This is a genomic window from uncultured Methylobacterium sp. (genome assembly GCF_964242245.1).
GTDB lineage: Bacteria > Pseudomonadota > Alphaproteobacteria > Rhizobiales > Beijerinckiaceae > Methylobacterium.
Genome location: NZ_CAXTBY010000005.1, coordinates 1 through 14,181, shown reverse-complemented (window position 1 = coordinate 14,181; position 14,181 = coordinate 1). Strand labels below are relative to the sequence as shown.

Sequence of the window (14,181 nt, the reverse complement as noted above, 5' to 3'; positions counted from 1 at the left end):
CCGGCGTCGTCCCGCCGGCACGATGACCGATGATTTAGCTCGAACCTGTCTATCGCGGGCGACCCCGGCAGGCGAGGGCCGCCCGTCGGTGATCGGGCCGCGGGAAGATCAGCCGCCCAGGAACGCGAGCAGGTCGGCGTTCAGGCGTTCGGCGTGGGTGAACGGCACGGCGTGGGGGGCGCCCTCGTAGACGACGAACGTCGCGCCCGGGATCGCCGCAGCCGCCGCCCTGCCGGAGACGTCGATCGGCACGGTCCGGTCGTCGTCGCCGTGGATCACCAGGGTCGGCACCTTGAACTGCCCCATGTCGCCCCGGAAGTCGGTCGTGCCGAAGGCCGTGACGCAGTCGACCGTCGCCTTCGGCGAGGCCAGCATCGCGAGGTTGCCGGTCCAGGTCATCAGCTCGGTCGAGGCCGGCGAATGGAACACGCCCGCGCCGAAGAAGGTCTTCGAGAAGTTGGCGAGGAAGGCCGGCCGGTCCCGCTTCAGCCCGTCGATCATGCCCTCGAAGACGCTACGATCGACGCCTCCGGGATGGTCCTCGGCCTTGAGCAGGTACGGCGTCACCGCCGACACGAGGACGGCTTTGGCCACGCGGGCGCCCGCGTGGCGGGACATGTAGCGGGCGATCTCGCCGCCGCCCATCGAGAAGCCGACCAGCGCCGCATCCCGCAGGTCGAGCCCGTCGAGCACGGCCTTCAGGTCGTCGGCGAGGGTGTCGTAATCGTATCCCGTCCAGGGCTGCCCGGAGCGTCCGAAGCCGCGCCGATCGTAGGCGATGACGCGATAACCCGCCGCGGCGAGGACCGGCATCTGGTACTCCCACATGTCGGCATCGAGGGGCCAGCCGTGGATCAGGACCACCGGGCGTCCGCTGCCCCAATCCTTGTAATAGAGCTGCGTGCCGTCGCGGGTCTCGATGAAGCTCATCGCGGGTTCCTCTGCTCGGATGGTGTCGGCCCAGGCTGGGCCCGCGGCGCAGTCGCGCTGCACGGGGGCGGGGGCGACATCCCAACCTTGCGGAAATCGCCGTCCTGTTCGAACGTTCCGACGCTCGGGCGCGCCGGTCCGATGGCTTCGCGGCCTCGGGATTGTTCGGACGGTGCGGCGGAAGCGCGAGGCGCTCGACTCGGCACCCGGACATGACCGGGCACGCCGGGCGAAGATCAATCCGAGATCTTCGAACGTCCGGCCTCGGGACCGCTCCGGGCTGCGCCTCGTCAGGTCCGATCCGGAAAACGGGCGCCGGCCCGCCGATGATCAAGGTCGGGGTCCCCAGGCATCCTCACGGTCCCAGGCGCCCGTAGGCTGCTTTCGCGCAGGAGATCCGCTGCAGATCCTCCAGGCGATGCGGCAGCGCGTCGGGGCCGCGCGCGACGGGCAGACCCCGCTGACCGAGTCCGACGGGCGCTCGATGGCCACGAGCGGCAAGGGCACGGGCCTCGCCGGCGACACCGTTCAGGCGGCGGTGGATGCCCAGCATCACCTGATCGTGGCGTATGCGGTGACCAACGTCGGCAGCGGCCGGGCCCAGCGCGCACCGATGGGCCTCAGGGCGCAGACGGCGGCCGGGTGCGGCACGCTCACGGTGCCAACTGACCGGGGCTACCTCAACGGCGATCAGGTGCTGGCCTGCGAAGGCACCGGGGTGCTGCCCGGCGTGCCCGAGACCCCGACCGCCGGTAACGCCGAGCGCGGCCTCTTCACGAGCCAAGACTTCGTCGACGATGCCGGGGAGGACCACTATAACGTGTCCCGCCGGTCAGCACCTGACCAAGGGACCCGCCCGGTCCGATCGTCGGGACGAGATCGACCGCAACCTGACGGCCTGCCCAGCCTGCGTGCTCAAGCTCCGATGCACCTCTGACACGGCGAAGCGGCTCAAGCGCTGGGTGCACGAGGGCGGCCGCGACGCGATGCAGGACCGCCTCGACCGGATGCCGGATGCAACGACGATCCGCCGCCAGACCGTGGAGCACCCGTGCGAAACCCTGAAGGCGTGGATGGGGGCCACCCACGTCCTGACCCGGACGCTGGCGAAGGTCAGAACCGAGATGAGCCTCGTTCCGGCCGACAACGTGAAGCGGATGATCCGGATCTTCGGCGTCGGACCGCCGACCGCAGCGATCCGGACCTGATCCCGCTTGTCGCGATCCGTCGCGCCACCTCCAGCCTGCGACCCGCGTCCGCAAAAACGCGTTCTCGCACAGCCTCGGTCGTGAGCCGCCCCTGGACGGACGGAGCCGAGCGTCGGATTCTACCTATGACCCGCGCGCCTTGGCAAACATCCGCGTGCCGGACCACGCCATCCACGCCGCCAGGGCGCCCACGCCGACGAAGGTGGGAAGGCTGCCCGCGAACAGCCCGCCCGCCAGCGCGGCGAAGCCCCAGAGCAGCGCGAAGCTCCAGAGGAACAGGCCGCGGGCGTAGTACTGCCCGGCCCGCGCCGCGGCCGCGCCGCCGAGCGCGGCCCTGCGCACGGTGGTAACGACGGGGCTCTCGCGCCCCCACGCCTCCGAGGGTTTGCGGATCATCTCAGGCGGCCTTGCGCGCCTTGAGCGCGGCGAGCCGCTCCGCCACGGCGGCGCTCTTCTGGAGGCCGTCGATCTCGGCGACGCGGTTGACCGTCCCCGTGTCGGCGCGGGTGAAGCCGACCCCGCCCGCACCCGTCATCGCGCGCTCGAAGGCCTGCTCGGCGGCGTCCACCGCCTTCTCGGCCGAGGGGCCGCGCCGCGCCGGGCCGTCGCCGCCCCGCGCCGCCTCGCGCCGGGAGATCAGGAAGGCCGCCAGCGCGTCCTCCATCTGGGCCTTGCGGGCCTTGAGCGCGGCGAGGCCCTGCTCCAGCCGCGCCTCCTCCTCGCGGGCCTGCGCCTGCACGTCGGCGAGGTCGCGCGCCTGCGCCTCGAAGTCGATCTGGCGGGAGAGCGCCGCTTCCGCGAGGTCCTCGCGGCCGCCCTCGATCGCGAACGTCGCCTTGCCGGTCAACTCCTCGATCCGCTTGGCCAGCATCTGCTCCTGGCGCACCGCCTGCAGCCGGCGCGTCATGACGGCCTCGAGCTCCGCCTTGACCTGATCGACGGCGCGGTCGGCCTCGCGGATCGCCTCGCGCATCACGGCCTCGCCGCCCGCCCGCTCCAGGCGGTCGACCGAGTCCTCGACGGTGGCCGACAACAGACGGGAAACGCGGGCGAAGATCGATTCAGCCATGGACTCCTCCTTGGGGCTAACGTGGCGATCATAGACGCGCGTTTGCTTTAAATCGTTATGAAGCGCCTGCCATTTTTGGTCATCGGATCAACAGATCCTCAACCGGCCCGCGCCTATCCTGGCATCGGACACCGCGTGGAGGCTTGAGGCCGATGATCGTCGAACTGATCGCGCTGGCGGCGCTCGCCCTCGCGCCGCTCTACCTTGCGCTCGCGACGCGCAACCGCCTCGTCGCCCTCGACGCGCGCTGCGGCACCGCGTTCGCCGACATCGACGTCCACCTCAAGCACCGCCAGAACCTGATCCCCGGCCTCGTGGAGACGGTACGGGGATTCGCCGGCCACGAGCACGACATCCTCCTCGGGATCACCCGGGCGCGCACCGAGGCGCTCGCGGCCACCGCGCCCGACATGCGGCTGAGGGCGGAGAAGAACCTGACCCAGAACATCAACGCGCTGATCGGCATGGCCGAGCGCTACCCGGAGCTCAAGGCCTCGGCCCACTTCACGGCGCTCCGCGAGGAACTGGTCGCCGCCGAGAACCGCATCACCGCCGCGCGCCGCTTCTACAACCTCGCGGTCGGCGAGTACGGCGCGACGCTGCGCCAGTTCCCCGGAAGCCTCGTCGCGCGGTTCTGGAAGATGGGCGCGCGGATGCCCTTCGACCTCGGCATCGAGCGGGTGCTGATCGACGAGCCCGTCGCCATCAAGTTCTGAGTGCCGCCGACGAGTGGGGACGGACCATGCTGCGCGTCAACGGCCTGTTCGGCTGGATCGAGGCGAACGACCGGCGCTCGGTCGCGCTGTTTGCCGGGTTCGTGGCCGCCTTCCAGGTCGCCGCCGCGCTGGCGCTCTACTTTCCGCTGGCCGCCTTCGACCCGGAGCACGCGCCGGTGTTCGGCTGGGGCGGCTACGCGACGCGCTACGTCCCGCTGGCGACGCTCGCGGCGGCCATCGTCTTTGCCGCGCAGATGCTCTGGCACGTCCACGCGGTCAGGAAGCTCGTCGCGTTCGACTTCGTCGACGACCGCGACGAGCCGCGCCTGTGCCGCATCGTCGAGACGCTCGCGATCGGGATGGGCCTGCCGGCCCCGTACGTCGGCGTGTCCCCATCGCCCGCGCTCAACGCGTTCGCCTGCGGCATCCGCCGCCGGGACGCGGTCGTGGTCGTGACCCGCGGCCTGATCGACGGTCTCGACGACGACGAACTCGCCGCGGTGATCGCGCACGAGCTCGCCCACGTCGCCAACGGCGACATCCGGCTGATCGCGGCGGCCAACGTCTGCCTGACCATGCTCGGATGGCTGGTGAAGCCGCGGATGCGGCGCACGAACCGGCTCACCGAGTTCCTGAGCCTACCGATCCTGATCGTCGTCCTGCCGTCGGCGGTGGTCTTCGTGCTGATCATCGCCGCAATCGCGCAGGGCGCGCTGCGGGCCGGGCGGCTCGTTCGCTTGCTGATCGCGTCCGCGCGCGAGTTCGTGGCCGACGCCGCCGCCGTCGAGGCGACGCACAACCCCGCGGCCCTCGTCTCGGCGCTCGGCAAGATCGCGGGCCGCAGCCGGATCGCCGACCTGCCGCCGGGCCGGGACGCGATGATGATCGACGGAGACGTCGGGGGGGCGCTGGCGACCCACCCGAGCATCGACGCCCGGATCAGGGCGATCGTCGCCGTCACCGGATCGATGGCGCTGATCGCGCCGACCGGGCGCGACACGCGTCCGGCGGCGCAGCGCGCCGCGGCCGTCCCCGCCACGGCCTCACCCGGCGGGACGCGCCGGCGTGCCTCGACCGCGTCCGCCCTCGCGGCTTCGGACGATCCGCGCAACTGGCTCGGACTGACGCCCACCATGAGCCTCGGCGGGATCCTGGCGGTCGCGGCGTTCGTCGGCCTGCACGCCCGGGATCTCGGGCACCCGGCCGCCCTGCTCGCCCCCCTCGATCCACGCCCCTTCACCGCCGTCATCGCCGTGGCCGCCAGGGGCGTCGTCTGCGACGCGCAGGTGATCGGGATCGTCGCGCGCGGAGCGTCGTTCCGGGACACGTGCGGGCCCGACGCGATGCGCGCGCTCATCGCCGAACACCGCGGCGCGGCCGGTCCGCTCGGCCCGATGCTGAGCGCGATGGAGGAATCCGGCGGCACCTTCAAACGGCTCGGCAGCGACCGGCCGCGTTAGGCCGAACCGCGCGGGCCGGCGCCGGTCGCCGGGGACCTTACCCTCGGCCCGCCACGCTCCAGGCCGTCGTCCCGTCCTTGTTGTCCTTCACCGCCACGCCCATCGCGGCGAGCGCGGCACGCGCCCGGTCGGAGGCCGGCCAGTCCTTGGCGGCGCGGGCCGCGGCCCGCTCGGCGATCAGCGCCTCGACCGCCGCCACGTCGAGGCCCGAGGCCGCCACCGTCGCGCGCGCGCGCTCCGAGAGGGTCCGCGCGAGGAGCCCGAGCAGGTTCGCCCCGGCCCGCAAGGTCGCCGGATCTTCGAGCCGGTGGATCTCGGCAAGCGCTGCCGCCGTGTTGAGGTCGTCGAGCAGCGGTTCGAGCACCGCGGCCGGCGCCTCGGGGGCGGGCGCGGCGTCGCCCGCCTGGGCGTACCAGCGCTCCAGCATCCGCGACGCCTCCTCCAGCCCGCGCAGGGTCCAGTCGATCGGCTGGCGGTAATGCGACTTCAGCATGGCCAGCCGCACGACCTCGCCCGGCCAGTCGTCCAGCACGGCGCGGATCGTGACGAAGTTGCCGGCCGACTTCGACATCTTCGCGCCCTCCACCTGCAGGAAGCCGTTGTGCAGCCAGACGTTGGCCATCACCGGCGTCCCGAAGCAGCAGCGGGACTGCGCCACCTCGTTCTCGTGGTGGGGGAAGATCAGGTCGAGGCCGCCCGCGTGGATGTCGAAGGTCTCGCCGAGGTGACGCGCCGACATCGCCGAGCACTCGATGTGCCAGCCTGGGCGGCCGGGCACAGCGATGCCGGCGGGCGAGGGCCAGGACGGCTCGCCGGGCTTGGAGGGCTTCCACAATACAAAGTCGAGGGGCGAGCGCTTGTAGGGCGCGACCTCGATTCGGGCACCGGCCTCCATCTCGTCGAGAGGCCGCTTCGAGAGCGCGCCGTACTCGGGCATCGAGGGCACGTCGAACAGCACGTGGCCATCCGCGACGTAGGCGTGGCCGGAAGCCACCAGCCCCTCGATCATCGTGCGCATCTCGCCGATGTGGTCGGTGGCGCGGGGCTCGATGAGGCGGGGGCGTTCGCCCGCGACGTTCACGTCCTCCGGCATCAGCACGCCGAGGTCGCGGATATCGGCGTGGAAAGCACTGAGCGTCTCATCCGTCAATGCGCGGATGGTGATGCCGCGCTCCAGGGCGCGGGCGTTGATCTTGTCGTCCACGTCCGTGACGTTGCGAGCGTAGGTGACGTGAGCCGCGCCGTAGAGCCGGCGCAGCAGCCGGAACAGCAGGTCGAAGACGATGATCGGGCGCGCGTTGCCGATGTGGGCCGCGTCGTAGACCGTCGGGCCGCAGGCGTACATCCGCACGTGGGTCGGATCGATCGGCGCGAAGGCTTCCTTGGCGCCGGTGAGCGTGTTGTAGAGCCGCAACATCGCCGCCATGAAACCACCCTCCCTTCCCGCGATCCCGATCCGGGCCGGGGCACCTGCGCCGTCCTCCACCGTGGCGGAACTGTCGTTTGCCGTCAGTGACCTGCGACCCGCCACATCCGTCCACGCGCATGCACCGCCGCCGCATTGCCGCCGGGATCGACGGGCGCCGTGTTGCGGATCGGCGACGGTCCCCCGCGCCGGATCGGGCTACCGCAAAACCGTGAGGACTTCGAGAACGACGCGGTGAGGAAGGCATCGGATTTTCCGGAATGCGCGAGCCCGCCCGGAAAGCCTTTGTTTACCGCGCCGTCGGACCTTGCCCGTCGATCCGGCATCCCCGTGCCAGCCCTGAACCCGCCTCTCCCATGAACAAGGACGTTTCGATGCGACGCTCGGCCGCCGGACCTGCCGCTCTCCTTGCCGCCCTCCTCGCCGCTGCCGTCCCGTGCGCCCACGGTGCGACCGCCGCCGACGGCGAGGCCCTGGCCAGGGCGCCGTCCCACATCGAGAAGACCTTCCTGATCCCGTCGAGCGACGGGTACGGCGTCGGCGAGTGCCTCACGAGCCCCGGCAGCGCGTGCGGCCAAGTGGTCGCCAACGCGTGGTGCGAGGCGCAGGGCTACGCGACCGCGAACGCCTACGGCACGGCGACCGCCGAGGAGTACACCGGCGCCATCGACCTGCCGGTCGCCAAGCCCGCCGAGCAGCCGATCCGCATCACCTGCCAGGATTGACCATCCGCCGGAACGGGACCTCAGCCCTTCAGGAACTCGCCGCACTTGGGCGGCGGCTCGGTGCCCCAGGGCATCAGCGGCACGCTGGAGGTCGAGTTCTTGGGCGAGCCCTGGATCACCCGGTCGGAGTAAACCATGTAGATCAGCGTGTTGCGTTTGACGTCGCAGCCGCGCACGATCTGCATCGACTTGAAGATCAGCGAGCGGCGCTCGCTGAACACCACCTCGCCCTGGCCGAACTTGCCCTTGAACTGCACCGGCCCGACCTGCCGGCAGGGGAGCGAGATGTCGGACACGTCCTCGGCCAAGCCCAGCGTGCCCTTGATGCCGCCCTTCTCGGGCTGCGTGTACCAGCAGGCGACGCCGCCGGCGACCGGATCGTCGACGCCGTAGACCACGAGCTTGTCGTTGGGCGTCAGCGGACGCCAGACCGTCGACTTGTCGAAGATCCGGTCCGGCTCCTGCGCGGCGGCCGCGCCCGTCAGCGCGGCGAGGAGCGAGAGGCCGGGAATCGAGAGGCATGCGGCGGCCCGCGCGCCGCGTGTGAGACCCCGAAGCAACATCGTCCGCCATTCCCCAACCGAACCCGTGCGGCGCATGTAGGAGGGCTGTCGCCGATGCGCGAGGGTGCTTAAACAAAGTTAAGCGGCCACGCACCGCCCGCGAAGCGGCGGAGCGCGCCCGGCCTGCGCATCGAACCTCCGATCGTTCAGCCCACCTGCTTCAGCCATCCCGTCATCTCAGCCATGCCGTCGATCCGCACCCGCCTGCCCTGCCGCTGGCTCGCCACGCTCGTCCTCTGCCTCGCCGCCGCGGGCGCGCAGGCGCAGAACGCGGCCTGCCAGCGCTACCGCGCCGAACTGTCGAGCCTCGGCGACGGCGCCAGCGTCGCCCGGGCATTGCAGAGCGAGATCGGCCGGCTCCAGGCCTATCACCGTGCCCTGAACTGCGAGGGCGGCACCTTCCTGTTCTTCGACACGCGCCCGCCTCAATGCGGCGCGGTGGAGCAGCGCATCCGGGCGCTGAACGCGACCTACGGCGGGGCCGCGAGCGAGGACGGCACCGCCCGCCGCCGCCAGCTTCAGACGATGATCGCGAGCACCTGCATCGATCATGCCCGCGTCGATGTCACTATGGGCGAGGCCACCGCGCGAGGCGGCCCGCAGGTCATCTGCGTGCGGACCTGCGACGGCGCCTTCTTCCCGATGCGCAACCTCCCCGACGGCCGCGAAGGGGCCGACGAGATGTGCCAGGCGCTCTGCCCCGGCACCGAGGCCGCGGCCTACGCGATGCCCTACGGCGACGACGCCCTGCAGCACGCGGCCGCGATCAAGGGCAGGCGCGCCTACGCGTCGCTCGCCAACGCCTTCAAGTTCCGGAAGGCCTTCGTGCAGAACTGCGCCTGCAAGCCGGCCGACAGGACCTGGGCGCAGTCGCTCGCCAAGGCCGAGAGCATGCTGGTGCGGCACAAGGGCGACATCTTCGTCACCCCGATGCAGGCCGAGGCGCTGTCGCGGCCGAAGGTCCGCCTCACGCTTGTCGGCCACGCCGACAAGACCGCGGCGAGCCTCGCCGCGGACGCGGCCGAGCGCGCGGGGCTCGTCCCGGAGACCAGGGAGCCGCGGGCGGGCAAGGCCGCGGGTGATCCGGGGGCTGAGACCGCGGCAACCGGGGGCGCCGAGCGCGGCGTCCGCGTCATCACCCTCGATCGGCCAGCGGCGCAGCCCGCGATGCCCTGAAGGTAAGACCTCGGCGGCCTGCGGGCCATCCGGGGCCGTCCCGGACCGGGGACGATCGGGAACCATCCCGGGCCGAAGCGGTTCGGTACGGCCGTTCCACGACCGCCGAGGCCGACGATGTGGAAGACCCGCCTGCTCCTCCTGACCGGCACGATGCTGCCCGGTTTCCTCGCCGGACCGGCCCTTTCCGACGCGCGCGGGGGCCTCTCGGAGACGATCCTCCTGGCGCAGGGCGGCCCCGACGAGCGCGGACCGCGCGGCGGACGCGAAGGCCTGGGTGGGCGCGAGGCCCCGGGCGGAGCCCCGCCGCGGGCGGCCCCCGAGCGCCCGTCCGCACCGGCCGCCCGCGAGCGACCCGAACCCCGCCCCGAGCGCGCACCGCCCGAACGCGCCGCGCCGCCCACCCCCCGCGAGCGGCCGGAGCCGCGCGAGGAGCGCCCCCCCGTACCCCGTCCTCAGGAGAAGCCGCAGCCGGCGCGGCGCGAGCCCGACGACCGACCCGCACCCCCGGCCGCCCGCGAGCGGGCGCCGGAGCGCCGCGAAGCACCGGAGCGCTCCACCGCACCCGAGCGCCGCGAAGCACCGGAGCGGCGTGAGGCACCCGAGCCGGCCCGCAAGCAGCCCGCCGCCGAGGCGCCGCCGCGCCCATCTGCGCCGGCCCGGCCTGCCTCCGAGGGCAAGCCTACGCCGCCGCCGCCCGCCGCGGCCCCCGAGCAGCCCGGAACCCGGCAGCGAACGGCCCCGAACGCCGCTCCCGGCGTGCCCGGGCGCCCCGTCGAGCGGCCTGAGGCGCGGCCGAGCCCGGACGGGGTCGAGGGCGCGGCCCCGTCCGTGGCACCCGCACAACCCGGCGCGGTCGCCCCGAACGCGCGGCCGGGGGTGCCGGGCCGCCCGGTCCAGCGCCCGGATGCGGCCGAGCCTCCGGGCGCGGCCTCGAACGGCCGACCCGGCAATCCGCGTGCGGCGCCGGTCGCGCCCGGTCAGCCCGGCGTCCCGCCGGCCGATCCGAGCCAGGCCGCGCCGGTCGCCCCAGGCCGAGCCGGCGCGCCGCCCGACGGAACCCGGCTCCCATCCGCTCCCGGTGCGGCTCCGAACGTCGCCCCCGGCGTGCCGGGACGCCCGTTCCAGGCACCCGGCGCCGTACCCCCCGGCGCGGGCGGACCCGGACAAGTCCAGCCCGGCTTGGCCAAGCCCGGCATCGCGCAACCGGGACTTGGTCAGCCGGGCGGACTCCAACCTGGCTACGACCCGCGCGGCGTACCCACCGGCCGCGTCGACGACCGCCGCGGCGGCTTCAACGTCCCGGGGCGCCCGGGCTACGTGCCCGGCGGCTTCAACCCCGACGACGCGGACGTGCGCGACTACGACCGCGTCCGCCGTGAGCGTCGCGAGTTCAACGAGGACGGGCGCACCTACATCCGCGAGCCCGGCCGGCTCATCGTGCGCGACCGCGACACCTACTACATCCGCCACGACGAGAACGAGCGGTTCCGCGACCTCGACCGCGGCGGCTACCGCAGCGAGCGCCGGGGCGCGGACACCGTCACCACCCTCGACCGTCCCGGCGGCGAGCAGATCGTGACGGTGGTCGACGACGACGGCCGCATGCTGCGCCGCTCGCGGCGCTTCCGCGACGGCCGCGAAGTCGTGCTCATTGACAACGGCTACGGCGGCGCCCCGCGCCCGGTCTACGACGACGTGGTCGACTTACCTCCCCCCGACATCCGCATCCCGCGCGAGCGCTACGTGGTCGATTACGGCGCGGCCGACGAGCGCGGGGTCTACGAGGCGCTGTCGGCTCCGCCTGTCGTGGCGGTCGACCGGCGCTACACGCTGGATCAGGTGCGCTACAGCCCGCGACTGCGCGCGCGGATGCGCAGCGTCGACATCGACACGATCACCTTCGACACCGGCGCCTTCACGGTGACGCCGGACCAAGCGGCGCGCCTCGCGACCATCGCCGCCGCGATCAACCAGACGGTGCGCGCCAACCCGCAGGAAGTCTTCCTGATCGAGGGCTACACCGACGCGGTCGGCGCCGACGTCGACAACCTGTCGCTGTCCGACCGCCGCGCGCAGTCGGTGGCCACCGTCTTGACGCAGCGGTTCCAGGTGCCGCCGGAGAACCTGACGACGCAGGGCTACGGCGAGCAGTACCTCAAGGTGAACACGCAAGGGCCGTCGCGCGAGAACCGGCGGGTGACGGTGCGCCGGATCACGCCGCTGATCCAGCAGGGACAGGCGCAGGCTGCACCGCGATAGGCGATGCAGCACCGCGCCCCTCCAAGGTGCAGGCCGACACTCGAACCGGCCCGTTCCCTTCCTCTCTGCCGCGAAGGGGAGAGGAACCTGCGCAGGCCGTGGTTCACCCACTTCACGATATGCGTCCTGTTGCCCGTCCCAGCCCCGTCATTTCGGGGTCTCCTGCGCAGACACAGGAATGACGGGGCTGGGGCAGATTTCCCAACGTCTTGGCGGGCTTGCAATTCCCGCAGTTGACGACCTCGCACCACTCAGCCCACCACCGTCGCCATGACCGCGGGCGAGCGCAAACACCATGGATGATGGCGGATCGCTGATCGAGGCCGGGACGCCGGCCTTCCGCCGCACCGCGCTGGCGCTCGCGGCGGCCGGGTTCTCGACCTTCGCGGTGCTCTACGGCGTGCAGCCGCTGCTGCCGGTTTTCGCCGCCGAGTTCGGCGTCTCGCCGGCCGAGAGCAGCCTCGCCCTGTCGCTGCCCTGCGCGATGCTCGCCGTGGCGCTGCTGATCGTCAGCCCGCTCTCCGAGGTGTGGGGGCGCAAGCCCGTGATGCTCGTCTCGCTGTTCGCCTCGGCAATCCTGACGATCGTCGCGGCCCTGGTGCCGAGCTGGCACGGCTTCCTGGCGCTGCGCGCGCTCACCGGGCTCGCGGCGAGCGGCCTGCCCGCGGTGGCGATGGCCTATCTCGGCGAGGAGATGCACGGGCGCTCCATCGGCCTGTCGATGGGCCTGCTCGTCGGCGGCAACGCCGTCGGCGGCATGTGCGGCCGGCTGATCGCCGGCATCATCGCCGACCACGCCTCGTGGCGGCTCGGGCTCGGCACCATCGGCGCGCTGGCGCTCGTCGCGGCGATCGCGTTCTGGCAGGCGTTGCCGGCCTCGCGCAGCTTCACCGCGCACCGGATGCGCTGGCGCGAGGTGCCGGGCACCTTCGGCCAGCATTTTCGCGACGCCGGCCTGCCGTGGCTGTTCGCGGAGGCCTTCCTGCTGATGGGCGGCTTCGTCTGCATCTACAACTACATCGGCTTCCGGCTCCTCGACCCGCCGTTCTCCTTGAGCCAGACCGCGATCGGCGCGATCTTCGTCGTCTACCTCTTCGGCACGGCGAGTTCCGCGCTCACCGGCGAGGTCGCGAGCCGGCTCGGACGGCGCAAGGTCCTGTGGCTCGCCATCACCGCGGGGCTCGCCGGCATCCTGATGACGCTGGCCCAGAACCTCTGGATCGTGGTCCTCGGCATCGTCGTGACCACGGTCGGCTTCTTCGGGGCGCACTCCGTGGCGAGCAGTTGGATCGGGCGGCGGGCGCTGCGCGACCGGGCGCAGGCCTCCTCGATCTACCTGTGCCTGTACTATCTCGGCTCGTCGGTGCTGGGCACGGCCGGCGGCTGGTTCTTCGCCCATGCCGGCTGGACCGGGGTCGTCGCCTTCGTCGGCTGCCTGTACGGGCTGGCGCTCGCCATCGCGCTGCGGCTCGCGCGCCTCGCACCGCTGGTCCCCGTACCCTGAAGGAGGATGGCATGAGCGCGCCCCGCAGCCACGAGGCCCACGTCGCCGGCCAGTTCGGGCCGCAGGCCGCGGCCTACGTCGCCAGCACGGTCCACGCGGCGGGCGCCGACCTCGACCGGATGGCCGCGCGGATGCGGGCGGTGCCGGGCGCCCGCGCGCTCGACCTCGGCTGCGGCGGCGGCCACGTCGCCTTCGCCGTCGCGCCCGCTGTCGCGACGGTCACGGCCTGCGACCTCTCTCCCGAGATGCTCGCGGCGGTGGCGAGCGAGGCCGCCCGGCGCGGCCTTTCCAACATCGAGACGCAGGCGGGCGCGGCCGAGGCGCTGCCGTTCCCGGACGCCGCCTTCGACGCGGTGCTCACCCGGTTCAGCGCCCATCACTGGCGCGACGTGCGCGCGGGTCTCGCCGAGGCGCGCCGCGTGGTCAGGCCCGGCGCGCCGGCGCTGTTTGCCGACATCGTCGCGCCGGAGGAATCGCTCCTCGACACGCACCTCCAGGCGGTGGAGCTGCTGCGCGACCCCTCCCACGTGCGCGACTATTCCGTGCCCGCGTGGTGCGCGATGCTGGCGGGGGCGGGCTTCGCCGTCGAGCGCGTCGACCGCTTCCGGCTGCGCATGGAGTTCTCGACGTGGATCGCGCGGATGCGCACCCCGGAGGCCCACGTCGCCGCGATCCGCTCGCTCCAACTGGGCGCGCCCGACGCGGTCATAGGCCATTTCGGCATCGAGCCGGACGGAAGCTTCTGGCTCGATTCGGTGCTGATCGAGGCGCGCGCGTCGAGCGTTTCGGAGCAGGTTTGATCGACGCGCGTTCGCGGCCGACACCATGCGCCACGCCTCATACGATCTCCGGTCGATCGCCTCGGGGGTTTCGCTGCCACGCGCTTCCCTCTCCCCCCTGCGGGAGAGGGTGGCCTGCGAAGCGGGTGGGGTGAGGGGAGGAGCGACCTCTCCAGATGCGGCACTCCCCTCACCCGACCCTCGCTGACGCGAGGGCCACCCTCCCCCGCAGAGGGGGGAGGGAAGGCGCTGGACCGGACCGATCGATCGGAAAACCGTATCAGCCCCAGAGCGCGGGCTCGGGCGGATGGATCGTGCTGCCCTCGAAGCGCAGGCCCGGGCTCCGATCACGCGCCAGCAGCA

At 72.6% G+C, this 14,181-nt stretch carries 12 protein-coding genes and 1 pseudogene; 8 read left to right on the top strand and 5 right to left on the bottom strand.

Annotation, left to right across the window (positions count from 1 at the left end; genetic code table 11):
- Positions 1-108: 108 nt before the first annotated feature.
- Positions 109-930, bottom strand: a complete 822-nt coding sequence (locus tag ACFE8Y_RS02310) for an alpha/beta fold hydrolase (protein WP_375462772.1) — start codon at positions 928-930, stop codon at positions 109-111.
- Between the two features lie 394 nt (positions 931-1,324).
- Here ACFE8Y_RS02310 and ACFE8Y_RS02305 point away from each other — a divergent pair.
- A pseudogene (locus ACFE8Y_RS02305) lies at positions 1,325-2,138 on the top strand (transposase); the annotation flags it as partial.
- Positions 2,139-2,261: 123 nt separating this feature from the next.
- On the opposite strand, the gene ACFE8Y_RS02300 reads toward ACFE8Y_RS02305, so the two are convergent.
- Both ACFE8Y_RS02300 and ACFE8Y_RS02295 read right to left on the bottom strand, forming a co-directional pair.
- The gene (locus ACFE8Y_RS02300; protein ID WP_375462771.1) at positions 2,262-2,534 is read right to left on the bottom strand and encodes a hypothetical protein; all 273 of its coding nucleotides are present in this window, start codon (positions 2,532-2,534) and stop codon (positions 2,262-2,264) included.
- 1 nt (position 2,535) lies between these two features.
- Positions 2,536-3,207: a PspA/IM30 family protein gene (locus ACFE8Y_RS02295; RefSeq protein ID WP_375462770.1), complete on the bottom strand. Its 672-nt coding sequence runs from the start codon at positions 3,205-3,207 to the stop codon at positions 2,536-2,538.
- Between the two features lie 152 nt (positions 3,208-3,359).
- Between ACFE8Y_RS02295 and ACFE8Y_RS02290 the strand changes: the two genes are divergently transcribed.
- On the top strand, positions 3,360-3,923 hold the full coding sequence (locus ACFE8Y_RS02290) for a LemA family protein (RefSeq protein ID WP_375462769.1): 564 nt from the start codon (positions 3,360-3,362) through the stop codon (positions 3,921-3,923).
- 26 nt (positions 3,924-3,949) lie between these two features.
- Positions 3,950-5,383, top strand: coding sequence for a M48 family metalloprotease (locus ACFE8Y_RS02285; RefSeq protein ID WP_375462768.1), 1,434 nt, complete (start codon positions 3,950-3,952; stop codon positions 5,381-5,383).
- Between the two features lie 37 nt (positions 5,384-5,420).
- On the opposite strand, the gene cysS is transcribed toward ACFE8Y_RS02285, so the two are convergent.
- Entirely contained in the window at positions 5,421-6,809 is a 1,389-nt protein-coding gene (cysS, locus tag ACFE8Y_RS02280; RefSeq protein ID WP_375462767.1) for a cysteine--tRNA ligase, read from the bottom strand.
- Between the two features lie 374 nt (positions 6,810-7,183).
- Here cysS and ACFE8Y_RS02275 point away from each other — a divergent pair, with 374 nt between their 5' ends.
- Positions 7,184-7,534, top strand: coding sequence for a hypothetical protein (locus ACFE8Y_RS02275; protein WP_375462766.1), 351 nt, complete (start codon positions 7,184-7,186; stop codon positions 7,532-7,534).
- A 20-nt stretch (positions 7,535-7,554) separates the two neighbouring features.
- On the opposite strand, the gene ACFE8Y_RS02270 is transcribed toward ACFE8Y_RS02275, so the two are convergent.
- On the bottom strand, positions 7,555-8,097 hold the full coding sequence (locus ACFE8Y_RS02270; protein WP_375462765.1) for a CreA family protein: 543 nt from the start codon (positions 8,095-8,097) through the stop codon (positions 7,555-7,557).
- Positions 8,098-8,280: 183 nt separating this feature from the next.
- On the opposite strand from ACFE8Y_RS02270, the gene ACFE8Y_RS02265 reads away from it, so the two are divergent.
- From ACFE8Y_RS02265 to ACFE8Y_RS02250, 4 genes are all read left to right on the top strand, one after another.
- Positions 8,281-9,273, top strand: coding sequence for a DUF2865 domain-containing protein (locus tag ACFE8Y_RS02265; RefSeq protein ID WP_375462764.1), 993 nt, complete (start codon positions 8,281-8,283; stop codon positions 9,271-9,273).
- A 117-nt stretch (positions 9,274-9,390) separates the two neighbouring features.
- The gene (locus ACFE8Y_RS02260) at positions 9,391-11,535 is read left to right on the top strand and encodes an OmpA family protein (RefSeq protein ID WP_375462763.1); all 2,145 of its coding nucleotides are present in this window, start codon (positions 9,391-9,393) and stop codon (positions 11,533-11,535) included.
- Between the two features lie 295 nt (positions 11,536-11,830).
- A complete protein-coding gene (locus tag ACFE8Y_RS02255) occupies positions 11,831-13,039 on the top strand; it encodes an MFS transporter (RefSeq protein WP_375462762.1) in 1,209 nt (402 codons plus the stop codon).
- An 11-nt stretch (positions 13,040-13,050) separates the two neighbouring features.
- A complete protein-coding gene (locus ACFE8Y_RS02250) occupies positions 13,051-13,839 on the top strand; it encodes a class I SAM-dependent methyltransferase (protein ID WP_375462761.1) in 789 nt (262 codons plus the stop codon).
- Positions 13,840-14,181: the final 342 nt, after the last annotated feature.

Excerpts from the sequence above, each read along its gene's own strand:
- ACFE8Y_RS02310 (WP_375462772.1), bottom strand. The coding sequence starts at position 930 with ATGAGCTTCATCGAGACCCGCGACGGCACGCAGCTCTATTACAAGGAT.
- ACFE8Y_RS02300 (WP_375462771.1), bottom strand. The coding sequence starts at position 2,534 with ATGATCCGCAAACCCTCGGAGGCGTGGGGGCGCGAGAGCCCCGTCGTT.
- ACFE8Y_RS02295 (WP_375462770.1), bottom strand. The coding sequence starts at position 3,207 with ATGGCTGAATCGATCTTCGCCCGCGTTTCCCGTCTGTTGTCGGCCACC.
- ACFE8Y_RS02290 (WP_375462769.1), top strand. The coding sequence starts at position 3,360 with ATGATCGTCGAACTGATCGCGCTGGCGGCGCTCGCCCTCGCGCCGCTC.
- ACFE8Y_RS02285 (WP_375462768.1), top strand. The coding sequence starts at position 3,950 with ATGCTGCGCGTCAACGGCCTGTTCGGCTGGATCGAGGCGAACGACCGG.
- cysS (WP_375462767.1), bottom strand. The coding sequence starts at position 6,809 with ATGGCGGCGATGTTGCGGCTCTACAACACGCTCACCGGCGCCAAGGAA.
- ACFE8Y_RS02275 (WP_375462766.1), top strand. The coding sequence starts at position 7,184 with ATGCGACGCTCGGCCGCCGGACCTGCCGCTCTCCTTGCCGCCCTCCTC.
- ACFE8Y_RS02270 (WP_375462765.1), bottom strand. The coding sequence starts at position 8,097 with ATGTTGCTTCGGGGTCTCACACGCGGCGCGCGGGCCGCCGCATGCCTC.
- ACFE8Y_RS02265 (WP_375462764.1), top strand. The coding sequence starts at position 8,281 with ATGCCGTCGATCCGCACCCGCCTGCCCTGCCGCTGGCTCGCCACGCTC.
- ACFE8Y_RS02260 (WP_375462763.1), top strand. The coding sequence starts at position 9,391 with ATGTGGAAGACCCGCCTGCTCCTCCTGACCGGCACGATGCTGCCCGGT.
- ACFE8Y_RS02255 (WP_375462762.1), top strand. The coding sequence starts at position 11,831 with ATGGATGATGGCGGATCGCTGATCGAGGCCGGGACGCCGGCCTTCCGC.
- ACFE8Y_RS02250 (WP_375462761.1), top strand. The coding sequence starts at position 13,051 with ATGAGCGCGCCCCGCAGCCACGAGGCCCACGTCGCCGGCCAGTTCGGG.